Raw genomic sequence first — 25,060 nt, 5'->3', positions numbered from 1 at the left:
ATCCAGCAAAGTTCGGAGATCCCTCTCCCTTATGGCACCCGTGCGAGATTGACAGAAACAGCCGCGACCTTAGTATACAGTTTGCAAGAGTGAGGGATTGAGAATGACGAGGCGCGATGCGCCGCCCGGGGGCTTCCGGTCGGCCAACTGGTTCGCCAACCGCGAACGCAGCGACATGACCGCCGTCTATCTCGAGCGTTTCATGAATTACGGGCTGACGCCGGAGGAACTCCGCTGCGGCAAGCCGATCATCGGCATCGCCCAGACGGGCACCGATCTCACCCCCTGCAACAGGGTCCATATCGAGCTGGCCAGACGCGTGCGCGACGGGATCCGGGATTCCGGCGGCATTCCCATGGAATTTCCGGTCCACCCCATTTTCGAAAATTGCCGGAGGCCCACCGCCGCCATCGATCGTAACCTGGCCTATATGGCGCTGGTCGAGATCCTCTACGGCTATCCCCTGGATGCCGTCGTGCTGACCACGGGTTGCGACAAGACCACGCCCAGCGGGATCATGGCGGCGGCCACGCTGGATCTGCCGGCCATCGTGCTTTCAGGCGGCCCCATGCTCGATGGCTGGTTCGAGGGCGAACTGGCCGGATCGGGCGCCGTCATCTGGAAGAGCCGTAAGCGGCTGGCAGCGGGCGAGATCGACGAGGAAGGCTTTCTGGATGCCGCGGTCGCCTCCGCCACGTCGGTCGGCCATTGCAACACGATGGGCACCGCATCCACGATGAATGCGATCGCGGAGGCGCTCGGCCTCTCCCTGCCCGGCTGCGCGGCCATTCCGGCCGCGTATCGCGAACGCGGCCAATATGCCTATGCCACCGGCCGCCGCATCGTGGACATGGCCTATGAGGACCTGCGCCCCTCCCGGATCCTGACGCGCGAGGCCTTCCTCGATGCGATGGCGGTGAACAGCGCGATCGGTGGCTCCACCAACGCGCAGCCGCATATCACGGCCATGGCGCGGCATGCGGGCGTGGAGATTGGCGTGCAGGATTGGCGCGACAGCTTCGCCCTGCCCCTGCTGGTCAACATGCAGCCCGCCGGCAAATATCTGGGCGAACGCTTTCATCGCGCCGGGGGCGTGCCCGCCGTGATGCGGGAATTGCTGGATCATGGAAAGCTCCACGCCGATCGCATCACCTGCACCGGGGATACGGTGGCGCAAAATCTCGAAGGGCGTGGCGCGCGTGACCGCGAGGTGATCTTCGCCTTCGATGCGCCGATGCGCGAAAATGCGGGATTGCTCCCTCTGACGGGCAATCTCTTCGACTTCGCGATCATGAAGACCAGCGTGATCTCGGATCAGTTCCGGGCACGCTATCTCTCCCGGCCGGGGCACGAAAATGTCTTCGAAGGGCGCGCGATCGTGTTCGAGGGCGGCGACGATTATCATCATCGCATCAACGAACCGACGCTGGAAATCGACGAGGATTGCATCCTGGTGATGCGCGGCGCCGGCCCCGTGGGCTGGCCCGGGTCGGCGGAAGTCGTCAACATGCAGCCGCCGGACGCATTGCTGAGGCGCGGCGTGAACAGCCTGCCCACGATCGGCGACGGGCGCCAGTCGGGCACGTCGGACAGCCCCTCGATCGTGCATTGCTCGCCCGAAAGCGCGGCGGGCGGCGGCCTTTCCTGGCTCCGGACAGGCGACATGATCCGCGTCGATCTGAACCTCAACCGCTGTGACGCGCTGGTTTCGGAGGAGGAAATCACGCGCCGCAAGGCTGGCGGCGTGCCCGCCATGCCGCCGAGCCATACGCCGTGGGAGGAAATGTACCGGGCGCATGTCGGCCAGTTGCAGGATGGCGCGGTGCTGGAATTCGCGACGCGCTATCAGCGCATCTCGCGCGAATTGCCGCGACACAATCACTGATGGCGGGCCGGACCGGTGAAGATCGATCGGGCCATGTCGATCAGGGTTCGTAAATGACGCCCTCTGCTATAAGGCCGGAGCAGATGGCGAAGCCCCCAAGCGGCCGCAAAACAGCGGATGACGAGACGAAGATGCAGCAAGGCGAGGTAACGGCAGGATCGGACGATACGACGCCCTCCACATTGCGCACGCATATCGTCAAGGTGCTCCGCTCCCAGATATTGAGCGGCCGCTACCGCCCGGGCGAGCGGCTCAACGAAAGCCAGATCGCGCGCGAATTCAATGTCAGCCGCATTCCGGTGCGCGAGGCTCTGTCCCAGCTTCAGGAGCAGGGCCTCGTGATGAATCACGAGCGGCGCGGCATGTTCGTAATGCAGCTCAGCCCAGAGGAAGTGCAGCAGATCAACAGCCTGCGCCTCGTACTCGAGAACGAGGCGATGCTGCTCGCGCGCGCCAACATGACGCCGGAAATCATGGCCGAGCTGACCGATCTCGTCGATCAGATGGAGGCGTGGCAGGGTCCGCTGATCGATGCCGCCGCGCTGGACCGCAAATTCCACAAGGTGATCTGGGCGGCCACCGGCAATCCCTATCTGCAGCGGATGCTGGATTCCCTCACCACCTCGCTCTTCGCCCACAAGGCGCTGGAGCATGTGAGCCAGGAAATCCGCCGCTGGCGCCTGAATCACCATCGCGCGCTGCTCGATGCGCTGGTGAATGAGGCGGCCGATCCGCAGATGGCGCTGCTGACCCATTTCCGCATGGCCTATAACGAGCCCGAGCGTTTCTCGAGCCTCGCCATCGGTTCCAAGCCGCGCGACTGATCGCGCGATCGCACCGGGCCGATCGCGTCCTGCGAGATCGGGAGGCCCGCAATATGAGAGGACAAGATCATGAAATTGCTGCGCTATGGCCCCAGGGGGCAGGAAAAGCCGGGCCTTCTGGACGATCAGGGGGCGATCCGCGACCTTTCCGGCTTCATCGCGGATATTGACGGCGCGATCCTGGCGGACGGGCTGGAGATGCTGCGGGGTCTGGACATCGCCTCCCTGCCGATCGTGGAAGCCGGAATTCGCCTTGCCGAGCCTGTCGCGCGCGTCGGCAAGTTTCTCTGCATCGGCCTGAACTACAGCGATCATGCGGCGGAATCCGGCATGGAGATCCCGACCGAGCCGATCATCTTCACCAAGGCGACATCCTCGATCATCGGCCCGAACGATGCGGTGCTGCTGCCGCCGGGCTCCACCAAGTCCGACTGGGAGGTCGAGCTTGGCGTCGTGATCGGCAAGGAAGCGCGCTACGTGAGCAAGGAACAGGCGATGGAGCATGTCGCCGGCCTGTGCGTGATAAACGATCTCTCCGAGCGGGAATATCAGCTCGAACGGGGCGGCACGTGGGACAAGGGCAAGGGGTGCGACACGTTCGGCCCGTTCGGCCCCTGGCTCGTCACGCTCGACGAGGTGGCCGATGTCGGCAATCTCGACATGTGGCTGGATGTGAACGGCCAGCGCATGCAGACCGGCAACACCTCCACCCTGATCTTCGATGTGCCGACGATCGTTTCCTACGTCAGCCAGTTCATGAGCCTCCAGCCCGGGGACGTGATCTCCACCGGCACCCCGCCGGGCGTGGGGCTGGGCAAGAAGCCGCCCGTCTTCCTGAAGGAAGGCGATGTCATCACGCTCGGCATCGCGGGTCTCGGCGACCAGCGGCAGGAGGTGAGCCGCTACAAGGGCTGAAGAAAAAGGGGCGGCGCCGAGCCGCCCCGTCTTCGCCGGAGCTGGATCGGGATGCCGTCAGCGCGGAGGGCAAGGCCGCGCGGCGCCCCGCCCGCCTTTGCGATGGGGACGGGATCGCCTCCTCGCTCCGCCCGCATTTGCGCGTGCCCGCTCCGTTCAAAGGCTCATGCCGCCGTCGACGATCAGGTTCGATCCGGTCATGAAGGTCGCCTCGTCCGAGGCGAGCATCACCGCGACATCCGCAATCTCACGCGGCGTGCCGATCCGGCCCATGGGCTGGCGCGATACGAAGGCCGCGCGCGCCGCCGCCTCGTCGCCACCCGCACGCAGCCGCTCGCCCAGCGAAGGGCTGTCGATCGTGCCGGGGCTGATCGCGTTGCAGCGTATGCCATGGCCGACATAATCGCGCGCCACGGACATGGTGAGGCCGATCACGGCCGCCTTGCTGGTGGCATAAGCGAAGCGATTGGGCGCCGCCATGACGGAGGAAACGACCGAGGCGATATTGACGATCGCGCCATCCCCGCGCCCGATCATGCCGGGCAGAACCGCGCGGATCGTATTCGCCATCGAGGTGACGTTGATCTGGAAGCTGCGGTCGAGATCGGCCGGATCGCTCTCCAGCAGTGCCCCGCTCGCTACCCAGCCGGCGCAGTTGACCAGTACGCTGATATCCGGATTCGCCGCCGCGACGGATGCGACCGCGGCGGCATCGGTCACGTCCATCCGCGCAATCCGCACCTCGCGCCTCACATAGGCGGCGGCCAGCAGGTCCTCGCTCAGATCGGTCGCGACGACGATCGCGCCTTCGGCCAGAAACGCTTCGGTGATGGCGTTGCCGATGCCTTGGGCGGCGCCCGTCACCAGGCAGACCTTGCCGGCCAATCGCCCGGCCAATCGCGACGTCATGGTTCGTCTGTTCCTTTCAGGCCGCGTAGAGGCCGATCGCCCCGTCCACGCGGAGGACCTGCCCGCTCACGAAGCTGCTCTGCGGCGATGCGAGGAAGGCCACCACATCCGCGATTTCTGCCGGCATGGCATAGCGATCCAGCGAAGGTCCCTTCCCCATCATCGCCGGATCGACCTGACGCGTGGCGAGGAAGCGCGCCGTCGTCGTCGGCCCGGGGCTGACGACGTTCACCCGGACGCCCACGGGCCGCGTCTCCAGGGCAAGACAGCGCGTATAATGGACGATCGCGGCCTTCGCGCAGCCGTACATCACTTCCGGCGACACAGCGACATGGCCGTTGAGCGAGCCGAAATTGACGACCGCGCCCGACTTCCGCGCGATCATGCCCGGCACGATGCGGCGACACATCAGCATCGTGCCGATGAAGTTGCGCTGGAATACCGCCATGGCATCGGCAAGGCTGATATCAAGCGCCCCGTTCGGATGGGGCTTCGTGCCCGAAGCGCCGATATCGCCGCCGGCGCAGTTCACGAGGATCGAAACGCCGCCCAGCCGCGCCTCGATCGCGCTTACCATCCGGTCGACGGCCTGCTCGTCGGTGATGTCGCCGGTCACGCCCATCGTCTCGATGCCGCCTGCGCCGAGCGATGCGGCAACCTCACTCAGGCTCTTGCCCTCGCCATATTGGGCGGGCGCGTCCTCATTGATATCGTGGATCGCCACATGGGCGCCCAGAGCGATCAGCTTCTCCGCGATCGTGCGCCCCAGCCCGCGCCCGGAGCCTGTGACCAGCGCGATCTGCCCCGTCAGGTCCGAAGACGAAGGCTCCGACCCCCGGGCCTCGACTCTCTGATCCATCTCCGGCCTCCCTGAATACAGATTTTAGCACCCCCTTCCTCCTTGATTTACCCTATAGGAAGGCGGCGCAGTTGCAGCTTGATGACGCGAATGCTGCGCATTGACAAGCGGGAATCAGAATTTAGTATACAGATGCAAGCCGGAAAACCGGCTCTCTATATCGAGGGGATGCGATGTCGCGACGACGCCATGGTGCCGGGATCGGAAACCCGCGATGAAGGCGACCAAGGTCCGCTATGGCGTCGTCGGATTCGCCCTTTCACTGGCCATCCTCTCCTACATCCAGCGCGTCGCGATCAGCCAGGCGGCAGGCCCGATCGCGTCCGATCTGCACCTGGACAAGCAGCAGCTGGGCTCCGTGCTCGGCGCCTTCGGCCTCGCTTATGCGCTCTTCGAAATCCCGATGGGCCTGTATGGCGACAAGCGCGGCGTGCGGCGCGTGCTGGCGCAGGTCGTGCTCGCCTGGTCAGCCTTCACGGCATTGACCGGTGCTGCGTGGAATCTGGCGTCCCTCTGGGTCATCCGCTTCCTGTTCGGCGCGGGCGAGGCCGGCTGCTTTCCCAATCTCACGCGCATGCTCAGCCAGTGGCTGCCGCGCGGCGAGCGGATCCGGGCGCAGGCCTTCATGTGGGCCGCCACCCGCTGGGGCGGGGCCGTCACCCCGCCGCTGGCGCTGCTCGGCATCAACCTGTTCGGCTGGCGCTGGAGCTTCGTCGCCTTCGCGTTGCTGGGCGTGGTGTGGTGCGTCTTCTTCCTGCGCGCCTTTCACGACAATCCGGCCGACAATCCCAAGGTGAACGCGGCCGAACTGGATCTGCTGAGGGATTCGCACGCACTCGTCACGCATCATACGGCCAGCTGGGTCAGCGTGCTGCTGCAGCCTCAGGTGATCCTGTTGATGATGCAGTATTTCTGCTGGTCCTACGTCTGGTATTTCTTCGTCACCTGGCTGCCCACCTATCTCACCGAGGCGCAGGGACAGAGCGCGGCCGCCACCGCCGGCTTTGCGATCCTGCCGCTGCTGTTCGGCGGATTCGGATCGCTGGTGAGCGGGCTCCTGCCCCTTCATGTTCCGCGCAAATGGGTCGCCATCGGCGCCTATCTCGTGGTGCTCGCCCTGCTGCTTCTGCTGCCGAACGTAAGCGGCGTCGTGCCCGCCATCGCCATCATGGCGGCGATCAGCTTCACCGGCGACCTGACGGTGCCGATCTCGTGGAATGCCTGCGTGGAGATCGGCAAGCGATACACCGCCACGGTAGGGGCCGCGATGAACATGTTCGCCAATTTCTCGGGTTTCGTGGCACCGTTCGTGGGTGGCTACATCCTCAAGCATTACAACAATGACTGGAGCATGGTGCTTCACGTCATGGCCGTGTTCGCGGCGCTGGGCGCCTTCCTGTGGCTCTTCATCGATCCCACGGGCGAGCGTTCGGCCCGCCGCATGGCCGCGTCGGGCCTTGGCGGCCCCACTTCCCAGGAGGCATTGAGCGCGTGAAGATCGATCTTACCGGCAGAACGGCCGTCATCGTCGGGGCGAGTGGCGGCCTCGGCGAGGCCATGGCGCACACGCTGGCCGGGGCCGGCGCGGCGCTGGCGCTTGTCGGCCGCAATGCGGAGAAACTGCGCGCGCTGGAAAGCGACCTGGCCGCCCGGGGCGCGGACGCCGCCATCTTCACGGCCGATCTGCTGGACGAGGCGGACGTGGCACGCCTGCGGGATGAGGTAAATGCCCGCTTCGGCGCACCGCAGATCCTGATCAACAGCGCGGGCACGAACATCCGCAAGAATTGCGTGGATTTCACGCTGGAGGAATTCCGCAGCGTCGTCGATTCCAGCCTGATCTCCACCTTTCTCGCCTGCCGCGCCTTCGTGCCGGGCATGACTGGCACGGGCTATGGGCGGATCATCAATCTCGCCTCGATGCTGGCGCATGTCTCGCTGCCGCAGCGAACGGCTTATTCCTCGGCCAAGTCTGCGATCCAGGGCTTCACGCGCGCACTCGCGCTCGAGCTGGCGGATCAGGGCATCACGGTGAACGCGCTCAGCCCCGGCCCGTTCAGCACGCCGCTCAATGCCGTGGTGAAGAATGATCCCGTCGCCAACGCCCAGTTCCTCACCAATCTGCCGGTCGGCCGCTGGGGCAATGTCGAGGAGATTGGCGGCCTCGTCTGCTATCTCTGCTCGGATCTCGCAGGCTTCATCACGGGCGCGGATTACGTGATCGACGGCGGCTGGATCGTGAAGTGACCGCCTGAACGACACGAACGAAAACCCGGATCGAAGCCCGGGGGGAGAGGGATGATGATCAGGACGATGTTGAAGTGGAGTCCGCTCGTCGGCGCAGCGGCCGTGGCGCTGGCGCTTTCGGCGGTGGCGGGCGCGCAGGGTGGCGCCGTCACCGATGCCAATGGCGTGCCGACGGGTGCCGAAAAGCCGCGCATTCCCGGCCAGAATCTGAACGGGATGCACGTCTATCTGCGCGCCGGCCTCAAGACCCACCTGCCCGGCCAGCATGATTATCCCCAGTTCCTCGCGGACTGGAGCAAAATCCTGACGCAGCATGGCGCCGTCGTCGACGGATCCTTCCACGCGCCCGGCGCGGACGAGCTTCAAGGGGTGGACGTGATCGTCATGTACAAGGGCGATACCGGCTTCATGACCGCGAAGGAGCGCGCCGATCTGATGGCGTTCGTGAAGCGCGGCGGCGGCATCGTCATGATCCACGATGCCCTGTGCGGGCCGGATCCCGCCGAAATGGCCATGCTCGTGGGTGGCGGCAAGAAGCATGGCGAGGTGAATTACACGCTCGATGCCAACGTGCCCTATCACATCGTCGACCCCGCCTCCCCCATCATGAAGGGGGTGAAGGATTTCGCGCTGAAGCCCGAAGAGAGCTTCTACAAGATGACATGGGCGGAAAGCCCGAAGATCCATGTACTCGCCACCGCCACGATCGATGATACGCCGGCCGCGCGACAAGGCGGCGGCGTGGGCCAGGTGGTGCCGCAGATCTGGACCTACGAACATGCGTTGCCCGGCGGCCAGCCGGCGCGCGCCTTCGTGTGGATGCAGGGCCACGAATATGCGAACCTCGGCAATCCGATGATCGAGAATATGCTGCTGCGGGGCATCGCCTGGGCGGGCAAGCATCCGGTCGACGAACTGGTGGATTACAAGCAGCCGCCGGCCCCTCCCCGCCCCGCACGGCAGGGATGATCGCGATGCGCGCACTCCTCCCCATCGCCCCACTCGCCATTGCCCTTGTAACCGGTCTCGTCGCAGCCTCTCCCGTGGCGGCGGCCGATTATGTGACCATCGTCCAGACGAACATCGTCGACCGGCCGGTCGATGCGGTCTGGGCGAAAATCGGCGGCTATTGCGCGATCGCGGACTGGCTGAAGGTGACATGCGAGCTAACCTCCGGCACCGGCGAGGTGGGAACGGTCAGGCGGCTCAACGGCACCACGGTGGAGCCGATGGTCGCGAAGACCGCGACTTCCTACGCCTATTGGCAAAGCGCCGGCACGATGACGCCCTATCAGTATCACGGGTCGCTCGTCGCCGAGCCTGCGGGCAAGGGCCGCACGAAGCTGATTTACACGCTCTTCTACGATGCCTCCCTGATGCCTTCGGATGCGGTGCGGGAATCCGAGCACAAGCGGCTCGAGGGCCGTTTCGGAGGCGCGCTCGCCGAAATGAAGCGACTGGCGGAAGCCAAATGACAGATCGGGGCCGATAGAGATGCGCCGCTTCTCCCTTTCCATCGCCACGGGCGCCCTGTTCGTGACGGGGCTGGCGCTTGCCCAGCAGCGTCAGCAGGTGGATCCCAATGACGACATGGGGGCCGCCGCGCAGGGCGAACGCAGGCCGGGTGGCGCGCAGCCCCCCCGCGCCGCATCCGCGCCGCAGCCGTCCGCCCGCCAGGGCGCGGCGGCCCCCGCCGCCCGCGCGGAGGCGACACGCGCCTTTCTGGGGCTCGGCGTGGCGCCGGATGCGGAGGCCGCCAAGCGCGGCGCCCCGGTCTTCGCGCAGAATTGCGCCGCCTGCCACGGCCCGGACGCGCGCGGCGGCATCGGCCCCAATCTGCTCTATTCCAGCCAGTTGCTGGACGACGATCATGGCGAAAAGCTGGTGCCGTTCCTGAAGGCGGGCCGGCCGGAAAAAGGCATGCCTCCCTTCGCCCAGCTCGGCGATGCGGCGCTCACCGACATCACCGAATTCCTGCACCTTCAGGTCGAGAATTATGCCAATCGCGGCACCTATCAGAATGTGAACAACCTGCTGGTCGGCGATGCGAAGGCCGGCGCCGCCTATTTCGCGAAGACCTGCACCGCCTGCCATTCGGCGACGGGCGATCTCAAGGGCGTTGGCGCCAGGTTCCGGCCGCTCGATCTGCAACGATACATGATCTTCCCGGAACGGGACGGGCATCCCTCCCGGATGATCCAGGCCACCGTTGTCGGACGGGACGGCACCGTCGAGGGCGAGGTCACCAAAATCGACGATTTCGATATCGTGCTGCGCGACAAGGCGGGCGTCGTCCACGCCTGGCGCCAGAGCGACGTGAAGGTCACGCTCAAGGATCCGCTCGAGTGGCACAAGAACTTCGCCTACCGGCTCAAGGACAAGGACATGACGGATCTCGTCACCTACCTGAGCACCGTGAAATGACGCGGCGCATCACGAAATCCGCCGGCTGGTGCCTGGTGCTGGGTGCCGCCATCGCGGCGCACGCCAATACGCTGGACACGAGCCTGCTGGGCAAGCCGCCCGTGGATAGCTGGCCAACCTTCCATGGCGACTATTCCGGCCGCCGCTTCTCCACGCTTGATCAGATCAACGAGAGCAATGTCGGCAGCCTGCAGGTGGCGTGGACATCGCGCTTCAGCGATGTGGGCACGATGCGCGGCGCCCCGGTGCCGGTGCTCAAGGGCACCCCGCTCTTCGTGAACGGCATTCTCTATGTGACGCTGCCCGATCTCGTCTATGCGCTCGATGCGCGGACGGGCGTGCGTCTGTGGACCTACAAGTGGGTCGACAAGGGCGGCCATCTCGTCGGCAATCGCGGCGTCGGCATGTACAAGAACTGGCTCTATTTCATGGGGCCGGACAATTGGGTGATCTGCCTCGACAGCGCGACCGGCAAGGAGCGCTGGCGCAAGGAGATCGCCGATGCGCGCAAGCAATATTTCTCCACCTCGGCGCCGATCGTCGCCGGCAATCACGTGATCGTGGGCGTCGGTGGCGACGCCATGGACATTCGCGGCTTCCTCGCCAGCCTCGATCCGGAAACGGGCGAGGAGCAATGGCGCTTCCACGTCACGCCAGGCCCCGGCGAACCGGGCATCGAGACATGGCCCGATGCGGAATCAGCGGCCCATGGCGGCGGCGGCACCTGGCTGCCCGGAACCTATGATCCCGATCTCAAGACGCTCTACTGGGGCACGGGCAATGCCAACCCGGTCTATGCGGGCCAGGGGCGGATGGGCGACAATCTCTACACGGCCAGCCTCGTCGCGCTGGATGTCGAGACCGGCAAGCTCAAATGGCATTTCCAGGCCATGCCGCACGACACGCACGACTATGACGGCACCAACACGCCGATCCTGTTCAGCCGCATGATCGACGGGCGGGAGCGCAAGCTCGTCTCCTATGCGGCGCGCTCGGGCTGGTTCGTCACGGTCGATCGCGAGACGGGCAAGCCGATCGCATCCCGGCCCTATATGGATCCGCTCAAATGGGTGAAGGGCCAGAACCCCAAGACGCTGGAGCCCATCTCCGATCGCGACAATGATCCCAAGACGACCGGATCGATCGGCAATTCGAACCCCACCAACTGGTATAATCCCGCTTATTCGGATCAGACCGGCCTATTCTATCTGAATACGGTGCGCGGCATGGGCATATACTATCTCTACGATACCAGCCCGAAGCCCGCCGGCTATGCCGGCGGCGGCGGGGGCAGCATCGGCGAAAGCGTGCGCGAGTTGCTGGCAATCGATCCGACGAACGTGAAGATCGTCTGGCGCCACCCCTATCCCAACCTCAATTCGCCCGGCGCCACGGTGGGGCCGGGGCTGATGGCGACGGCGGGCAATCTGCTGTTCACAGGCGACGATCAGAACAACATCATCGTCTATCGTGCACGGGACGGGAAGATCCTGTGGCATTACAAGGCGCTGGCCAACCAGTCGAACGGCCCGATGACCTACATGCTGGACGGCAAACAATATGTGGTGATCGCCGCCGGCGACACGCTCTATTCCCTGACGCTGCCGGCGGCGCCTGGTGCGGCTGGTGGAAACTGAGGTGAGCGATGCCACCCTCCATGCTCCCGCGCACGCAGGAGCCCGGGGTTATCGAAGGGCGGCGCTCCTGGCTCTGGGCTCCTGCGTGCGCCGGACCACGTTCGTTGCGATTGCCATAGTGGGCGCGGCCCCCTCATTTTCCCAGACCCCGCCCCCGGCGCCCCAGCCGCAGATCGCACGGCAGGTGAAGCCCGGCCTTTTCATGATAACGGGCGCGGGCGGAAACGTGACCGCCTTCATCGGCGATCATGGCGTGATGCTGGTGGACGACAAGCTCGCCGGCGACGCCAATTTCGACAATCTCGTCGCCGCCGTGCGGGGCGTCAGCACGCTGCCGGTGCTGGCCGTGTTCAACACCCATTATCATCCCGATCATATCGGCAACAATGATCGCTTTCTGGCGGCGGGCGTGATGGTGATCGGCGTCGACGGCATCGATCGCCTGCTGGCCAGTGCGAAGAATGGGACGAAGACTCCCAGCATCCTTTTCACGAAGGATTTCTCACTGGTGCTGATGCGCGGCCGGATCGATGCGCATCATTATCGGCCGGGCCACACCTCCGCCGACGCGATCATTCATTTCCCGACGGCAAAGACGGTTTCCACCGGCGATCTCGTCGTCGCCGCCAATCCGACGATCGATTATGCCGGCGGCGCAACCATCGCCGGGTGGATCGCCACGCTGGACGAGATGCTGAAGCTCGATTTCGACACGGCCATTCCCGGTCATGGCGACGCGCCCCTGTCGCGCGCGGATGTCGAGCGGTTTCGCGCCAAGCTCGCCACCTTCCTCGACCGCGCGCGGACCGCGATCCGGGGCGGCGCGACCAAAGCGGACCTGATCGCCCGGATCAGGACGGAGGATCTGGGCTGGAGCTGGACCGCGACATCCTGGCCCGCCGTGCGGGTGGACGGGCTCTGGGCGGAAGCCGGCGGCCCGAAATAGCCGCACCATTGTGTAAAAACCGGCCGCAGAGCCGAACCGAGAGAGGAACCGGGAGCGTGAGGAATCATCTTCGTGGCTCGTTATCCGCGCTGGCGACAGGCGGAGCCCTGCTTGCGGCGCTTCCCGGCCTCGCCGCCGGGCCGGGCGACTGGCCTTCTTCCAATCGCGATCTCGGCGCGCAGCGTTATGCGCCGCTCGCGCAGATCACGCCCGCCAACGTGAGCAAGCTCCGGATCGCCTGGACCTATCACATGAAGCCCCGCCCCGCGGCCGGTCAGGCGCCCAGTTCGCGCGTGATGATATCGGAGGCGATCCCGATCGTCGTGGGCAACGTCATGTATCTGCCGACGCCCTATGGCCGGATCGTCGCGCTGGATGCCTCCACGGGCGCCGAAAAATGGTCGGTCCCGGTTCCGAACGGCGATCTCGTCTCGATCCGGGGCGTCTCCTACTGGCCGGGCGACGGCAAGCTTGGCGCGCAGCTGATCGTCGGCTCGCGGGACGGCAAGCTCTATTCCTTCGCCGCACGCGACGGCGCGCTCAATCCCGGCTTCGGCGCGGGCGGGATCGTCGACCTGAAGACGCCCGAAGTGATGAACGGCATGCCAACGGCATCCTACATCCTTCCCTCGCCGCCGATCATCTACGGCAATCTCGTCATCACCGGCGCCGGCCCCGGCGAGGGGCCGGGCGGCCTTGGCGGCGGCAGGGGGCCGGCGGGCGATACGCGCGCATGGGATGCGCGCACCGGCAAGCTCGTCTGGACCTTCCACGTCATCCCCAAGCCCGGCGAGCCGGGCCACGAGACGTGGGGCGGAGACAGCTGGGTGGCGCGATCCGGCGTGAACGTCTGGGGCTGGTTCACCATCGATGCGGCGCGCGGGATCCTCTATATGCCGCTCGGCGCACCCAACAACGATCGCGTCGGCGTCGATCGGCCGGGCGACAATCTCTATTCCAGTTCGATCGTCGCGGTGGACGCCAGGAGCGGCAAATATCTCTGGCACTTCCAGATCACCCATCATGACGTGTGGGACATGGATACCCAGTCCCCGCCGACCCTGGTGGATGTGCGCAAGGGCGGGAAGACCATCCCCGCGCTCGTCTCGGTCAACAAGAACAGCCTGATGTTCGTGCTGGATCGCGTGACCGGCAAGCCTGTCTTCGGGGTCGAGGAGCGGCCCGTACCGGCCAGCACGATCCCCGGCGAGCAACTCTCGCCGACCCAGCCCTTCCCGGTCTTGCCCGAACCGCTCGCGCAGACGCAGCTCAGCCGCGACAATCTCTACAAGGGCGAGCCATCGCATCAGGCCTATTGCGAGAAACTGGTCGACGACAACAATATGAAGCTGGGGCCAGTCTACACGCCGCTGGAGCTAGATCGCTATACCGTGTCGCTGCCGGGCACGCAGGGCGGCGTGAACTATTATGGCGGCGCCTATGATCCCCGGCTGCGCCTGTTCGTGGCGAACGTCAACAACATCGCACAGCCGATGCGAATGGAAAGGAATCCGGACGGCAGCTACGTCAATCGAGGGCCGCTGGCCGGCACGCGGCGCTTCTGGGATGCCGACAAGCGGCTCCCGTGCGGGCCCACGCCGTGGGGCCAGATGGTCGCGGTCAATATCGATACCGGCAAGATCGCCTGGCGATCGACACTGGGCGTGACGGACAGCTTCCCCGAGGGGCTCCGGGATACGGGCCGGCCTGGCCTTGGCGGCACGACGCTCACCTCCGCCGGCCTCGCCTTCATCGGCGCCACCGACGACAAGCGCTTCCGCGCCTTCGATACGAAGACGGGCAAGGAATTGTGGTCGATCCTGCTGGATGCGGCCGCAGCCTCGACGCCCGCCGTCTATCAGGGGGCCGGCGGCAAGGAATATGTCGCGGTAGTGGCGACCGGCGGCAGCCAGAATATCACGAAGGCCGAGGGCGATTCCGTCATCGCCTTCTCCCTGCCATAAGCCCCCGTTCACAGTAGCCGGCACAAAAGAACCACGAGCGGAAGCGACGGGAAATTCATTGATGAGCCATAGACTTGTGATCCTGGCTCTTGCGGGCGGCGCTGGCATCGTCCTGCCAAGGGCCTTCGCCCAGGCCCCGGCCGCGCCTGCACAGCCTGTGGCGACGGCGCCCGCCGCGCCCAGCGCTTTGCCCCCCGGCCCCGGCCGCGATACGATGCTGCGCGTCTGTTCCGGATGTCACGATCCCGCGATCGCCGCCCAGCAGCGCCTGTCGCATGATGGCTGGGTGGAGCTGGTGAACACGATGGCCTCGCGCGGGGCACAGGCGACCGACGAACAGCTGGACGAAGTGACCAACTATCTCGCCACCGCCTTTCCGGATACGCCCGCCAAGCCGTAAGACCTGTACGCATCACCGGCTGCGTGCGCGCGAAGGATCCCGTCCGCCGTGCGCCTCGGAGACGATCATCGCCTCCCCTCACCCGGCGTGATTACGGCCCCCACCCGCTGATCCCGGCCGCGCGCGCCATGTGCATGGCGCGTAGATCGGGCGCGTCGATATGTTGATCCGGCCCATCCGCGCAGAAAAACACCATGTCATTCGCCGCGAGAGCAGCCAGCGCGACCCTATGGTTATTATTCACGCAACTTTAACGATGGCCTCACGCCGGTCCTGACAGAAACCTCTCCGGCTCCCGGGGGAGCCGATTCTTTTTCGACGATCTGGAAGATTCCTGATCCGCCGCGTGGACGGGGATCTTTTTGTACCAGTACGCGGAGGGGACTTTCGATGAAAATTGATCCATCCTTGAAAGCTGACATCACGTCTTTCACAGCGAATGTGAGCGCCGACGAAATCGTCGCCGACGGTCGCATCATCGAACTGAATTTCGCAGCGGCGGTCGATCCGCAATCCGCGCAGGGGGCCATCCAGCTCCGACGAGGCTGCGAGACGCTGCCGACCCGCATCAAGGTCGCCAGACGGACCGTACGGGTGGAAACCGAGGGGCTTTCGCCCGGTGCGACACGCCTGACGATCTCGGAGCTGCTCGGCGCCAAGGGCGAGAAGCTCGTCGAACATCACATCCTGCCTTTTTCGATCCTTCCCATATCGGGCAAGGTGCCGGCCGATCTGCGGATCGAACATGCAGTGCGCGTGGCGATCCAGGATCTGGATATCGTGCGTCTTCGCCCCGGCGAAGTGGGCCAAGGCGGGCATGTCGATGTCGTGAAGGCGGTTCAGCGGAAGGACGGCGCCCCCGTGGAGCTGGCCTTCGACGAGCGCGGCGAACGGGTGGACTATGGCGAGCGGCTGGCCGAGCTCGCCGCGCGCCGCAACGCCAGATATGGCCGCATCCACGAAACCCTGTTCCATCATCTCGAAACGACGAAGGATCCTGGCCGCGTGCCGATCATCGTCTGGCCGAAACTCGATCTGCCGGCGGCCCCCTATGAAAAGCCCTCCCACGAACGCTCCCCGCGCCCGCCCGAGGGCCAGCTGAAGATCGATGCGGAAATCAGGAAGCGCAGCGGGCAGGTGCGAGAGGCCCTCACCCGCCACAAGATCGAACCGGACAAGGCCGACGCCGCCGACAAGGATGCCGTAGCCCTGCGGGCGATCGCCACGGCCGATCAGATCCGCGCTCTGGCCCGCAACGACGCTGTCGGCGCGATTCACTATGACGATCGCAGCGCGATCACCGATCTTGGCGATTCCATCGCCATCGCGCGGACGGACCGCGCGCATCTGGCGGGGTTCGATGGCACGGGCATCCGCGTGGCCGTGTGGGAAGATGGGCCGAGCGACACGACCAATCTTTCCTTCGCGGGGCGCTTCTCCACATCGCCGCCCGCCAGCAGCCACGCCCGGCTGACCTCCGCGATCATCAAGAATGTGGAAGCCAGCAAGCCGCATGGCCACGCGCCGGATTGCAGCCTCTACTCGGCCAATCGGGCTGGCACGGATGCGCTCAAATGGGCGGTGAACGATCAGCATTGCACCGTCATCAGCCAGAGCTTCCATCGCAGCAGCGAGCCTGGCGGCTCCGGCCTCCAGTCGGACGATCTGCTCAAGGACTGGATGGTGCTGCGCTGGCCCTATCCCACCATCCTGCAGGCGGCCGGCAATTTCTGGCTGGGCGATGCCGACGGCATCAATCCGCCCGAAAATGGATATGTGAACCACAAGGGTTATAATTCACTCGCTATCGGCAACCATAATGACACGGCCGATGCGATGTCGGGGGATTCGGTATTCCGCAATCCCACCTCCTCGCATGGCGACCGGGAACTTCCCGAACTGGCCGCGAACGGCACCGGCGTTTCGGCGGTGGGCGAGAGCAAGAGCGGAACGAGCTTCGCCGCACCCGCCACGGCGGGCGTCACCGCCGTGCTGCAGGATGTCGATGGCGTGCTCTGCTCGTGGCCGGAGGGCTGCCGCGCGATCCTGCTGGCGTCGGCGGGGAGAAACATCCGCGACGGCAACTGGTGGCAGGATGTGTCCACCCGGGTCGACGCGCGCGATGGCGCGGGGGCTCTCGATGCCCGCGCCGGCGTGACCATCGCGCGCCAGCGCAACGCGCGCAACGGCGCGGCCACCCGTCACGGCTGGGATGTGGGCACCCTCTCCTCCTCGGTCATCGGCGCGGATCGGCTCGCCACCTTCCGCCATCGCATCGCCGTGCCCAGGGGCCTGCTCTTCCCGAGGGTGAAGGTGGCGCTCGCCTGGGACAGCGCGGTCACCTCATCGGGCGACAATCCCACGGCATCGACGCTGACGGTGGATCTCGACCTGCTCGTGCGTGACAGCCACGGCACCCAGGTCGCGGTGGCGGCCTCGTGGGACAATAGCTACGAGGTCGCCGAATTCTCGGCGAAGGCGGGCGAGACTTACGAGATCGTCATCCGCCGATGGTCGGGCACGGACAGCGTCTGGTATGGTGTCGCCTGGACGACAACGGGCCTGTCCCTCCTCCAGGTTGGCGATCTTGCGTCCGTGAGCATCGCCAACGGCTGAGGATTGATGCCCGGCGGGGGCGGAGGCGCGATGCATGCGCCCCCGCCCTCTTTTTTTCGCAGATCCGGTACGTCGCGAAACTTATAGGGTGCCGGGCATGGCCTGGAACGCGCCGAAGATGCAGCCGCCCGCTTCGCCCGCCCACAGATGCGGGGCGACCCGATTGCGAAGCCGCTCCTTCAGATCATGCGCCAGCTTGGCGAAGCCCGATATCTCGCCAAAACATTCGCTTTCGCCACAGCTACAGGTGAAAGGCGCGGCCATCCGCGCCTCGGTCGTCAGATAGTTGAAGGTCAGCAGTTCGCCCACGGCGATGTCGCGATCTGCCCGGAACGACCAGTCGACGAAATCCATATGCAGGTTTGGCGCGCAGGAATGTTCGATGAAGCGCCACTCGGCGGTGGCGGAATCGATATGCAGCGCGGCCCCCACCTGGAGTGACGTGCGCGTCGGCAGCGCCGACAGCATTCCGCTCACCCGATAGAGCTTCGTTCCCTCGGCGATATCGCGGCGGGCGCGCAGCCCCGGCCCACCCTCGATCCAAGGTTTGATCGTGTGGAGGCTCTGAGAATGCATCACGGTTCGTTTCCATCGGCTGGAGGAGGCTATTGCTTGCCATCCACAGATCATTACGCGCGTGAGAAAGCCGTGATTTCCGCGTGAAATCGTCGCCCCCGGCGGCCTCCACCCGTCGCATTTCGGGCGCCTCGCAGACGCGAAGCGACGAAACGAGACCAATGCGGGACGGATCGTCCGAGAACCGCGCCAGCGTCGCCCGCCGGCCATGCCGACGGTTTTCCATTTCACGCTGGTTTCACGATGCCTCTGCGAGAGGGATCTTGCCGGCGTATTGAGGACCGCCGGCAGGCGTACGAGTAGCGTAGGAGTTTCCGTGCCCCCGAGCCCATCCGCTTCGGAACCTCCCGGTGCGCATCGGGACGGGAGCGGGCAGGATGGCTCCCCGAAAACGGGGTCGGGGCCAGCTTGATCTGACGCAAGACGGGCGCCCCACCTGGCCGGTGAGGCGCCCGTTCTTCGATCCAGACATGTCAGCGAATGGCAGCGACCGTCATCGGGCCACCGGCGCGCTTGCCGCCCGCCGCCGCCACCACGATCGCCGTCTGGCGCCGCGTTTCGGCGGTCACTTCCCGGCGGCAATGATTGGCCGCCAGCCTGCTGGCAACGGACGAATTCAGCTCCGGACAGACTTGCCCGATGGCGCGCTTGATCCGCGCATCGAGCACTTTCTGCCCGGCCGGATTGGCGAGGTTGAGATCGGCATAGCTGACGTGCGCCGTCAGCGGGCCATCGGACGCCGGCACCTCCGCGAACAGCGATGAGGAACCCAGCAATGCGGCGGCGAGAAGAAAAGCACGGATCATATGAACCACCCCTATGAACCTTTCGGCGCGTCACCATGGCGGCCGATGACGAGGCTCTAGGGTTTCGGCGTCATTCTTCCGTGAAGCCCGGTATATGCGATCGTAAAAAACACGTTAAAATGGTTAATCCTGCGTCATACAAAGTCGAATATCCGGATATCGGCGCGGAATTTCCGGATTTTTCTTGCCCCGCTCCCGAGCTGTCCACCAAATATCTGAGCATGATCGGGATAATTATCTTGTCCGAAACAAAATGGATCGGCGATCAAAACCCTAAAAGGATGCCCTGATCTCAAAAGAGCAGCTTGCCGCCCACCACCGCCAGCGTGCCCGCCAAGACGGCGCGCAGGGCACGATCCGGTATGCGCGTCGAAAGCAGGCTGCCGACGATGATCCCGGGGATCGAGCCGATCAGCAGGGACAGCAGCAACCCGAAATTCACGGATCCCATGGCCCAATGCCCCATACCGGCCACCAGCGTGAGCGGAACGGCATGGGCGATATCGGATCCCACCAGACGGCTGGTCGGAAGTTTCGGATAGAGCACCAGCAGCGCCGTCATCCCCAGCGCCCCCGCGCCAACGGAGGAAAGCGCCACCAGCACGCCGAGCATTCCGCCGAGGATGATCGTGAGGGTGCGCACCTGGCCATCCCCCAGCGCATCGATCCTGTCGGCATAACGGGCCACGATCCGCCCCCGGAAGATCATGGCGATCGCGGTGGCGATCAGCGCCAGCCCGAGCACGAACGTGATGAGGTGTTCCGTTCCGCCGACGCGCGTCCCGATAAAGGCCAGAAGGCCAAGCGTCACCAATGTCGCGGGCACGCTGCCCAAAGCGAGCCGGCGGACGATCTTCCAGTCGACCGAGCCGCTGAAACCATGCACCGCCGTTCCGACGGACTTGGTGGCGGAGGCGTAGAGCAGGTCCGTCCCGACCGCTGTCGCCGGGTGGAAGCCGAATGCGAGCACCAGCAGCGGCGTCATGAGGGACCCACCGCCTACACCGGTCAGGCCAACCAGCAGCCCAACCGCCACACCCGCAATGGAATAAAGCAGATCGATATGCACCGGGATCATCGCAACAGCGGATCGCGGATGAGCGCCGGAACCATCGGGCATTCGTCCCAAAACAGATGCCGTGCAGGACGCCCGGCCGATAGCGCTGCTTCGGATCATTCGGCTTGCGGCGCGAGATATTTTTTCTCGCAGCCGCTATGGCAGCGCTGTCAGCCCGCCCGAGCCCGCATGCCGATCTTCCGGGCGGCGGCAGGCCCCTCCCGCCTATGCGAGGGTCAGGTAAAGCTCGGCCTCGATCAGCCAGCCGGACGCGAATTCACGCCACTTCGCCACATAGCTTCCACGCGCAAGCTCCTGCCCGCCGGGCTGGAGGACGCCCGTCCAGCTGCCCTGTTCAAAGGCGATCGGCTCCACGGGCGAAACCGCGATCGTTTCGGGCGTGCGCGTGTAAACCGTTCTGGCGGAGGCACCGAACTCGCGCTTCCACGTGGCCAGCTGCGCCTTGCGCCCGGAAATCACGGCGCTGTCCGTACCGGTGACGAGGATCGCATCCGGCGCGAGCATGCGGGCGACGCCATCGAGATCGGCATTCGCCAGCGCCCTGTTGAAGGCCGCCCGACCGCTGCGGATCGCCAGCTCGGCGGCAATGCTCATCGGGGTCCTCCAGAACCTATGCGGAAACCGGCATCAGCCCGACCCCAAGGCTGTGCAGCATGGCCCAATAGCCGGGATAGGTCTTGGCCACGCACCCCGGATCCAGGATCGTCACGCCCCTGAAGCGCAGCCCGGCCAGAGCGAAGGCCATCGCGATGCGATGATCGCTATAGGTGTGGATCGAAACGGGCGGCGCCATCGCTGCGGTCAGCCCCTGCCCCGCCACGATCAGATCATCTCCCTCTTCCCGCGCCAGGCCGGGGCGGAAGCGGCAAAGCTCTGTGGCCAGCGCCGAAATCCGGTCGCATTCCTTGACCCGGAGGTTCGCGATGCCGACGAAACGCACCGGCGTCTCGTTGAACATGGCAAGCACCGCGAGCGTAGGGATCGCATCCTGCATCTGCGAGCCGTCGATCACGGCCGGCATATGCGGGAAGGCCACGATCTGGCGATGCGCGGCCGCATCGGGCTGGGTGAAATCGGAGGGCGCGAAGCCGATGTCGATCGAGCCGCCCAGCAGCGCCTCGGCCGCCCAGACATAGGTGGCCGCCGACGCATCCGGTTCGATCCGGTAATCGGCCGCATGATAAGCGCCGGGCTGTACGCGCCAGCTCGCCACGTCGGGCTGATCCACCTCACCTCCGAATGCCCGCATCGCGGCCACGGTCAGGTCGACATATCCCCGGGCGCCGATCGTCGCATCCGAAAGGCGAAAGGTCGTGGCGGAGGCGCCCAGCGGCGCGGCCATCAGGAGCGCCGACAGATATTGGCTTGAAAGGCTGGCATCGACGATGATCTCGCCACCGCCGGCCAGCGGCCCTTCCACGGTGACGGGCGGGCAGCCGCTCGGCGCCTTGGCCTTCACCCCCATCCGCCCCAGCGCCTCGATCAGCGGACCGATCGGCCGCTTGCGCATATGGGCATCGCCGTCGAGCACGGTCCGCCCCGCGAGCGTCGCCGATGCGGCGGTGAGAAAGCGCACGGCCGTTCCCGCATTGCCCAGAAACAGCGGTGCCTCCGGCGCCTCCAGCCGCCCCTTGCCTTCCACCACGAAGGCCGTGAGTTCGGGCTCCTCGACCCCGACGCCCATCTGGCGGAGCGCCACCGCCATGTGGCCGGTATCGTCGCTCTTGAGTGCCCCCGTCAGATGCGAGCGGCCGTTCGCCAGCCCGGCCAGCAGCAAGGCCCGGTTGGTGATCGATTTCGAGCCCGGCAGGGTTATGCGCGCCTGGGCGGCCCCGGCAGGCGGCACGATCAGGAGCGCGGCCTCGTCCAGCCACTGGCGATCGGGATCGATATCCGTGCGCATAATTCTTCCGGGCAGCTCTCGTCGGGGGAAGGAATGGCCCGCGCTCGTAGCCCAATGATCGACTTCCGCAATCCCCCCGGCAGCGTTGGCCGGACCTTCGCTCTCCGCGCGGCCTCGCCCACGGGAGCGCAATCCCCTATGGAGACGCTATGAATCCGATCTATTGCGGCATGCCCACCACCATCTTCGAGGAGATGTCGGCGCTGGCGCGCGCCACTGGCGCGATCAATCTCGGCCAGGGATTCCCCGAGGAGGATGGATTTCCCGAGGTGAGGAGAGCGGCGGCCGAGGCGCTGGTCTCGCGATCCAACCAATATCCTCCGATGGCCGGCCTGCCCGAACTGCGCGAGGCGGTCGCCACCCATTATGCCGCCCATCAGGGCCTCACCATCCCGCCATCCGACATTCTGGTCACCTCAGGCGCGACCGAGGCGATCGCGGCATCCCTTCTCGCGCTGATCGCGCCGGGGGACGAGGTGATCCTGATCCAGCCGCTCTACGATGCCTATCTGCCGCTGGTGCTGCGCGCGGGCGGCGTTCCGAAGCTGGTGACGATGGAGCCACCGAAATGGTCACTCCCGCGCGCGGCGCTCCGCGCGGCGATCGGCCCGCGCACGCGGCTCCTGCTGCTCAACAATCCGGTCAATCCCCTGGGCAAGGCGCTCGACGAGGAGGAACTGTCCTTTCTCGGCCAGCTCTGCATCGCGCACGATATCGTCGCGATCTGCGATGAGGTGTGGGAACATGTCGTGTTCGACGGCCGTCGCCATCTGCCCCTGATCGGCATGGAGGGGATGGCGGAGCGCACCGTGAAGATCGGCTCGGCCGGAAAGATCTTCTCGCTCACGGGATGGAAGGTGGGTTTCGTGCTGGCCTCTCCGGCGCTGCTGGACCCGATCGCCCGCGCGCATCAATTCCTTACCTTCACGACGCCGCCGGCGCTCCAGATCGGCGTCGCGGCCGGCTTGGCGAAGCCACCGGCCGAATTCGCCGCGATGCGGGCCGGCTATCAGCGGTCGCGCGATCGCCTCGGCGGCGCGCTGGCCGGCGGTGGCTACGCCGTGCTGCCAAGCGAAGGCACCTATTTCCTCACAATCGATCTCGCAGCCTCGGGCATCGACGAGAGCGACACCGATTTTTGCGCGCGGATCGTCCGCGATCATAGTGTGGCGGCCATCCCGCTTTCCGCCTTCTACAGCGAGAATGCGCCGCGCACGTTCGTGCGGCTCTGTTTCGCGAAGAAGGATGCGACGCTCGATGATGCGGCCGAAAGGCTGATCGCAGCCAGAAACGCCCGCTCCTAGCCGGATCGCATCGCATCGCATCGCACCGGGGGCTCTCCAGAGCGCAAACGGCCCCGCCAAAAGGGAGTGTGGCGGGGCCGGGTACACGGCGCTGGGGAACGCCGGTTACGGCCCTGACATATTGATACAATTTGGCAATCCGTCTGGCGACGGACCGGGCGCGAGAGGCGGCAAGAGGAGGAAGCGCCCCGCTGGCGTGAGCTTCAGCGGGGCGCTGCGGCGACTCTCATAGCCGCCACGCCGCCATTCTGCCGAAGCCGGCCATTTCCCACAACGCGCGTTGACGATAATTAACCTTGGAAATCTGCGAATTCGATCGGAACATCGCCGGATCGGGAGAGGCGCACATGAAAGCGGCGTATCACTCCCGTTTAGCATCGGATCGCTGGTGTGGCGCATGCACTCCAGGATTGACAGGCATGCCGCCGGGGGCTTGGGAGGCCCCGAACGAAGCGCTCGGAGGAACCTGTGGGGCAAGCATATGACGTCGTGATTGTCGGGGCGGGCCATGGTGGCGCGCAGGCCGCGATCGCGCTTCGGCAGAACAAGTTCGAGGGCACGATCGCGATGATCGGCGACGAACCCGAACTTCCCTATGAACGCCCGCCTCTTTCCAAGGATTATCTCGCGAAGGAGAAGACTTTCGAGCGGATCCTGATCCGCCAGCCGGCCTTCTGGGAGGAGCGCAACATCGCGATGCTGCTGGGCCGCAAGGTGATCGCCGTCGATCCCGCCGCGCACAGCATCACGACCGAGGATGGCGCGACGATCGGCTATGGCAAGCTCATCTGGGCAACCGGCGGAAAACCGCGCCGGCTGGTCTGCTCCGGCCACGATCTGGCCGGCGTCCACACGGTGCGCACCCGCGCCGATGCGGACCGGATGATGGACGAACTGGACGGCATCACCCGCGCCGTCGTGATCGGTGGCGGCTATATCGGGCTGGAGGCGGCGGCGGTGCTCGCCAAGTTCGGCAAGCAGGTGGTGCTGCTGGAGGCGCTGGATCGCGTGCTGGCGCGCGTGGCCGGCGAGCCGCTGTCGCGCTTCTACGAGGCGGAGCATCGCGCCCATGGCGTGGAGGTGCGGCTCGGCGCCAGGGTGGATTGCCTCGAAGGCGCGGATGGCAAGGTCACCGGCGTGCGCCTGCACGATGGCGAGGTGCTGGATTGCCAGATGGTGATCGTCGGCATCGGCATCGTGCCGGCGGTCGAACCCCTGATCGCGGCGGGCGCCGAGGGCGGCAACGGCGTGTCCGTGGATGACCGGTGCCGCACCAGCCTGCCCGATATCTTCGCTATCGGAGACTGCGCGCTCCACAGCAACGGCTATGCGGAGGGTGCCACCATCCGCGTGGAATCGGTGCAGAATGCAAACGATCAGGCAACCGTGGTGGCCAAGACGATCACCGGCGCGGACGTCACCTACGATTCCGTGCCCTGGTTCTGGTCGAACCAATATGATTTGCGCCTGCAGACGGTGGGCCTCTCGATCGGCCACGATGCCGTGGTCCAGCGTGGCGATACCGCCAGCCGGAGCTTCAGCCTCGTCTATCTGAAGGGTGGCCGGGTGATCGCGCTCGATTGCGTGAACGCCACCAAGGATTATGTTCAGGGCAAGGCGCTGGTGGCCGGCGGGATCGCGCCCGATCCCGCGCGGCTGGCCGATGCTGCGGTGCCACTCAAGGAACTCGCCGCCGCTTCCTAACGCTTCGTCGTCCCTGCCGGAGAATCGGGGCGGACGTGGAACGATCCGGCCCCGAATCCTTTC

Annotated in this window: 23 protein-coding genes; 16 read left to right on the top strand and 7 right to left on the bottom strand. The window is 65.6% G+C overall.

What is annotated here, in order from left to right; genetic code table 11:
* Positions 1 to 103 precede the first annotated feature (103 nt).
* The 3 genes from DI605_RS17800 (at position 104) to DI605_RS17790 (ending at position 3,624) form a co-directional block, all read left to right on the top strand.
* A complete protein-coding gene (locus DI605_RS17800) occupies positions 104 to 1,885 on the top strand; it encodes an IlvD/Edd family dehydratase (RefSeq protein ID WP_293976537.1) in 1,782 nt (593 codons plus the stop codon).
* Between the two features lie 83 nt (positions 1,886 to 1,968).
* A complete protein-coding gene (locus tag DI605_RS17795) occupies positions 1,969 to 2,709 on the top strand; it encodes a GntR family transcriptional regulator (protein ID WP_293976535.1) in 741 nt (246 codons plus the stop codon).
* Between the two features lie 69 nt (positions 2,710 to 2,778).
* Positions 2,779 to 3,624, top strand: coding sequence for a fumarylacetoacetate hydrolase family protein (locus DI605_RS17790; protein WP_293976533.1), 846 nt, complete (start codon positions 2,779 to 2,781; stop codon positions 3,622 to 3,624).
* Positions 3,625 to 3,780: 156 nt separating this feature from the next.
* Here DI605_RS17790 and DI605_RS17785 read toward each other — a convergent pair whose 3' ends face one another.
* Both DI605_RS17785 and DI605_RS17780 read right to left on the bottom strand, forming a co-directional pair.
* On the bottom strand, positions 3,781 to 4,533 hold the full coding sequence (locus tag DI605_RS17785; RefSeq protein WP_293976531.1) for an SDR family oxidoreductase: 753 nt from the start codon (positions 4,531 to 4,533) through the stop codon (positions 3,781 to 3,783).
* Between the two features lie 16 nt (positions 4,534 to 4,549).
* Positions 4,550 to 5,392 carry an SDR family NAD(P)-dependent oxidoreductase gene (locus tag DI605_RS17780; RefSeq protein WP_293976529.1) on the bottom strand — a complete coding sequence of 281 codons (843 nt, stop codon included), beginning with the start codon at positions 5,390 to 5,392 and terminating at the stop codon, positions 4,550 to 4,552.
* A gap of 214 nt (positions 5,393 to 5,606) precedes the next feature.
* Here DI605_RS17780 and DI605_RS17775 point away from each other — a divergent pair, with 214 nt between their 5' ends.
* The 10 genes from DI605_RS17775 (at position 5,607) to DI605_RS17730 (ending at position 17,626) form a co-directional block, all read left to right on the top strand.
* A complete protein-coding gene (locus DI605_RS17775; RefSeq protein WP_293976527.1) occupies positions 5,607 to 6,887 on the top strand; it encodes an MFS transporter in 1,281 nt (426 codons plus the stop codon).
* Positions 6,884 to 7,639 carry an SDR family NAD(P)-dependent oxidoreductase gene (locus tag DI605_RS17770; RefSeq protein ID WP_293976525.1) on the top strand — a complete coding sequence of 252 codons (756 nt, stop codon included), beginning with the start codon at positions 6,884 to 6,886 and terminating at the stop codon, positions 7,637 to 7,639. The genes DI605_RS17775 and DI605_RS17770 overlap by 4 nt, the downstream gene beginning before the upstream one ends.
* A 54-nt stretch (positions 7,640 to 7,693) precedes the next feature.
* The gene (locus tag DI605_RS17765; protein ID WP_293976523.1) at positions 7,694 to 8,608 is read left to right on the top strand and encodes a ThuA domain-containing protein; all 915 of its coding nucleotides are present in this window, start codon (positions 7,694 to 7,696) and stop codon (positions 8,606 to 8,608) included.
* A 5-nt stretch (positions 8,609 to 8,613) separates the two neighbouring features.
* Entirely contained in the window at positions 8,614 to 9,114 is a 501-nt protein-coding gene (locus DI605_RS17760; protein ID WP_293976521.1) for an SRPBCC family protein, read from the top strand.
* Positions 9,115 to 9,133: 19 nt separating this feature from the next.
* Positions 9,134 to 10,063: a c-type cytochrome gene (locus DI605_RS17755; RefSeq protein ID WP_293976519.1), complete on the top strand. Its 930-nt coding sequence runs from the start codon at positions 9,134 to 9,136 to the stop codon at positions 10,061 to 10,063.
* The gene (locus DI605_RS17750) at positions 10,060 to 11,700 is read left to right on the top strand and encodes a PQQ-binding-like beta-propeller repeat protein (RefSeq protein WP_293976517.1); all 1,641 of its coding nucleotides are present in this window, start codon (positions 10,060 to 10,062) and stop codon (positions 11,698 to 11,700) included. The genes DI605_RS17755 and DI605_RS17750 overlap by 4 nt, the downstream gene beginning before the upstream one ends.
* A 226-nt stretch (positions 11,701 to 11,926) precedes the next feature.
* Positions 11,927 to 12,646 (top strand): MBL fold metallo-hydrolase, encoded by a 720-nt coding sequence (locus tag DI605_RS17745; RefSeq protein ID WP_293976515.1) that lies wholly within the window; start codon positions 11,927 to 11,929, stop codon positions 12,644 to 12,646.
* 56 nt (positions 12,647 to 12,702) lie between these two features.
* Positions 12,703 to 14,610, top strand: coding sequence for a PQQ-binding-like beta-propeller repeat protein (locus tag DI605_RS17740; protein WP_293976513.1), 1,908 nt, complete (start codon positions 12,703 to 12,705; stop codon positions 14,608 to 14,610).
* A gap of 61 nt (positions 14,611 to 14,671) precedes the next feature.
* Positions 14,672 to 15,010 (top strand): cytochrome c, encoded by a 339-nt coding sequence (locus DI605_RS17735; RefSeq protein ID WP_293976511.1) that lies wholly within the window; start codon positions 14,672 to 14,674, stop codon positions 15,008 to 15,010.
* Positions 15,011 to 15,451: 441 nt separating this feature from the next.
* On the top strand, positions 15,452 to 17,626 hold the full coding sequence (locus DI605_RS17730; protein ID WP_293976509.1) for a S8 family serine peptidase: 2,175 nt from the start codon (positions 15,452 to 15,454) through the stop codon (positions 17,624 to 17,626).
* An 81-nt stretch (positions 17,627 to 17,707) separates the two neighbouring features.
* Here the strand turns inward: DI605_RS17730 and DI605_RS17725 are convergent, their stop codons facing one another.
* Both DI605_RS17725 and DI605_RS17720 read right to left on the bottom strand, forming a co-directional pair.
* Positions 17,708 to 18,202, bottom strand: a complete 495-nt coding sequence (locus tag DI605_RS17725; RefSeq protein WP_293976644.1) for an SET domain-containing protein-lysine N-methyltransferase — start codon at positions 18,200 to 18,202, stop codon at positions 17,708 to 17,710.
* Positions 18,203 to 18,675: 473 nt separating this feature from the next.
* Positions 18,676 to 19,008, bottom strand: coding sequence for a UrcA family protein (locus DI605_RS17720; RefSeq protein ID WP_293976507.1), 333 nt, complete (start codon positions 19,006 to 19,008; stop codon positions 18,676 to 18,678).
* A gap of 35 nt (positions 19,009 to 19,043) precedes the next feature.
* Here DI605_RS17720 and DI605_RS17715 point away from each other — a divergent pair, with 35 nt between their 5' ends.
* Positions 19,044 to 19,298 (top strand): hypothetical protein, encoded by a 255-nt coding sequence (locus DI605_RS17715; protein WP_293976505.1) that lies wholly within the window; start codon positions 19,044 to 19,046, stop codon positions 19,296 to 19,298.
* A 2-nt stretch (positions 19,299 to 19,300) separates the two neighbouring features.
* Here DI605_RS17715 and DI605_RS17710 read toward each other — a convergent pair whose 3' ends face one another.
* From DI605_RS17710 to aroA, 3 genes are all read right to left on the bottom strand, one after another.
* Positions 19,301 to 20,086, bottom strand: coding sequence for a sulfite exporter TauE/SafE family protein (locus DI605_RS17710; RefSeq protein ID WP_293976503.1), 786 nt, complete (start codon positions 20,084 to 20,086; stop codon positions 19,301 to 19,303).
* Positions 20,087 to 20,290: 204 nt separating this feature from the next.
* Positions 20,291 to 20,680: a nuclear transport factor 2 family protein gene (locus DI605_RS17705; protein WP_293976501.1), complete on the bottom strand. Its 390-nt coding sequence runs from the start codon at positions 20,678 to 20,680 to the stop codon at positions 20,291 to 20,293.
* A gap of 16 nt (positions 20,681 to 20,696) precedes the next feature.
* On the bottom strand, positions 20,697 to 21,989 hold the full coding sequence (gene aroA / locus DI605_RS17700) for a 3-phosphoshikimate 1-carboxyvinyltransferase (protein WP_293976499.1): 1,293 nt from the start codon (positions 21,987 to 21,989) through the stop codon (positions 20,697 to 20,699).
* 149 nt (positions 21,990 to 22,138) lie between these two features.
* Between aroA and DI605_RS17695 the strand changes: the two genes are divergently transcribed.
* A complete protein-coding gene (locus DI605_RS17695) occupies positions 22,139 to 23,293 on the top strand; it encodes an aminotransferase (protein ID WP_293976497.1) in 1,155 nt (384 codons plus the stop codon).
* Positions 23,294 to 23,761: 468 nt separating this feature from the next.
* Complete coding sequence (locus DI605_RS17690; RefSeq protein WP_293976495.1) at positions 23,762 to 24,997, top strand: FAD-dependent oxidoreductase; 1,236 nt, start codon at positions 23,762 to 23,764, stop codon at positions 24,995 to 24,997.
* Positions 24,998 to 25,060: the final 63 nt, after the last annotated feature.

Origin of the sequence: Sphingomonas sp. (assembly GCF_003248515.1) — a bacterium.
GTDB lineage: Bacteria > Pseudomonadota > Alphaproteobacteria > Sphingomonadales > Sphingomonadaceae > Sphingomonas_I.
This window is presented reverse-complemented; position numbering and strand designations above follow the sequence as displayed.

What these genes read in the sequence shown, in the direction of transcription:
- DI605_RS17800 (WP_293976537.1), top strand. Translation starts at nt 104, where the DNA reads ATGACGAGGCGCGATGCGCCGCCCGGGGGCTTCCGGTCGGCCAACTGG.
- DI605_RS17715 (WP_293976505.1), top strand. Translation starts at nt 19,044, where the DNA reads ATGGCGGCCGATGACGAGGCTCTAGGGTTTCGGCGTCATTCTTCCGTG.
- DI605_RS17760 (WP_293976521.1), top strand. Translation starts at nt 8,614, where the DNA reads ATGCGCGCACTCCTCCCCATCGCCCCACTCGCCATTGCCCTTGTAACC.
- DI605_RS17735 (WP_293976511.1), top strand. Translation starts at nt 14,672, where the DNA reads ATGAGCCATAGACTTGTGATCCTGGCTCTTGCGGGCGGCGCTGGCATC.
- DI605_RS17765 (WP_293976523.1), top strand. Translation starts at nt 7,694, where the DNA reads ATGATCAGGACGATGTTGAAGTGGAGTCCGCTCGTCGGCGCAGCGGCC.
- DI605_RS17710 (WP_293976503.1), bottom strand. Translation starts at nt 20,086, where the DNA reads ATGATCCCGGTGCATATCGATCTGCTTTATTCCATTGCGGGTGTGGCG.
- DI605_RS17790 (WP_293976533.1), top strand. Translation starts at nt 2,779, where the DNA reads ATGAAATTGCTGCGCTATGGCCCCAGGGGGCAGGAAAAGCCGGGCCTT.
- DI605_RS17720 (WP_293976507.1), bottom strand. Translation starts at nt 19,008, where the DNA reads ATGATCCGTGCTTTTCTTCTCGCCGCCGCATTGCTGGGTTCCTCATCG.
- DI605_RS17785 (WP_293976531.1), bottom strand. Translation starts at nt 4,533, where the DNA reads ATGACGTCGCGATTGGCCGGGCGATTGGCCGGCAAGGTCTGCCTGGTG.
- DI605_RS17780 (WP_293976529.1), bottom strand. Translation starts at nt 5,392, where the DNA reads ATGGATCAGAGAGTCGAGGCCCGGGGGTCGGAGCCTTCGTCTTCGGAC.
- DI605_RS17695 (WP_293976497.1), top strand. Translation starts at nt 22,139, where the DNA reads ATGAATCCGATCTATTGCGGCATGCCCACCACCATCTTCGAGGAGATG.
- DI605_RS17725 (WP_293976644.1), bottom strand. Translation starts at nt 18,202, where the DNA reads ATGCATTCTCAGAGCCTCCACACGATCAAACCTTGGATCGAGGGTGGG.
- DI605_RS17755 (WP_293976519.1), top strand. Translation starts at nt 9,134, where the DNA reads ATGCGCCGCTTCTCCCTTTCCATCGCCACGGGCGCCCTGTTCGTGACG.
- DI605_RS17705 (WP_293976501.1), bottom strand. Translation starts at nt 20,680, where the DNA reads ATGAGCATTGCCGCCGAGCTGGCGATCCGCAGCGGTCGGGCGGCCTTC.
- DI605_RS17750 (WP_293976517.1), top strand. Translation starts at nt 10,060, where the DNA reads ATGACGCGGCGCATCACGAAATCCGCCGGCTGGTGCCTGGTGCTGGGT.
- DI605_RS17775 (WP_293976527.1), top strand. Translation starts at nt 5,607, where the DNA reads ATGAAGGCGACCAAGGTCCGCTATGGCGTCGTCGGATTCGCCCTTTCA.
- DI605_RS17795 (WP_293976535.1), top strand. Translation starts at nt 1,969, where the DNA reads ATGGCGAAGCCCCCAAGCGGCCGCAAAACAGCGGATGACGAGACGAAG.
- aroA (WP_293976499.1), bottom strand. Translation starts at nt 21,989, where the DNA reads ATGCGCACGGATATCGATCCCGATCGCCAGTGGCTGGACGAGGCCGCG.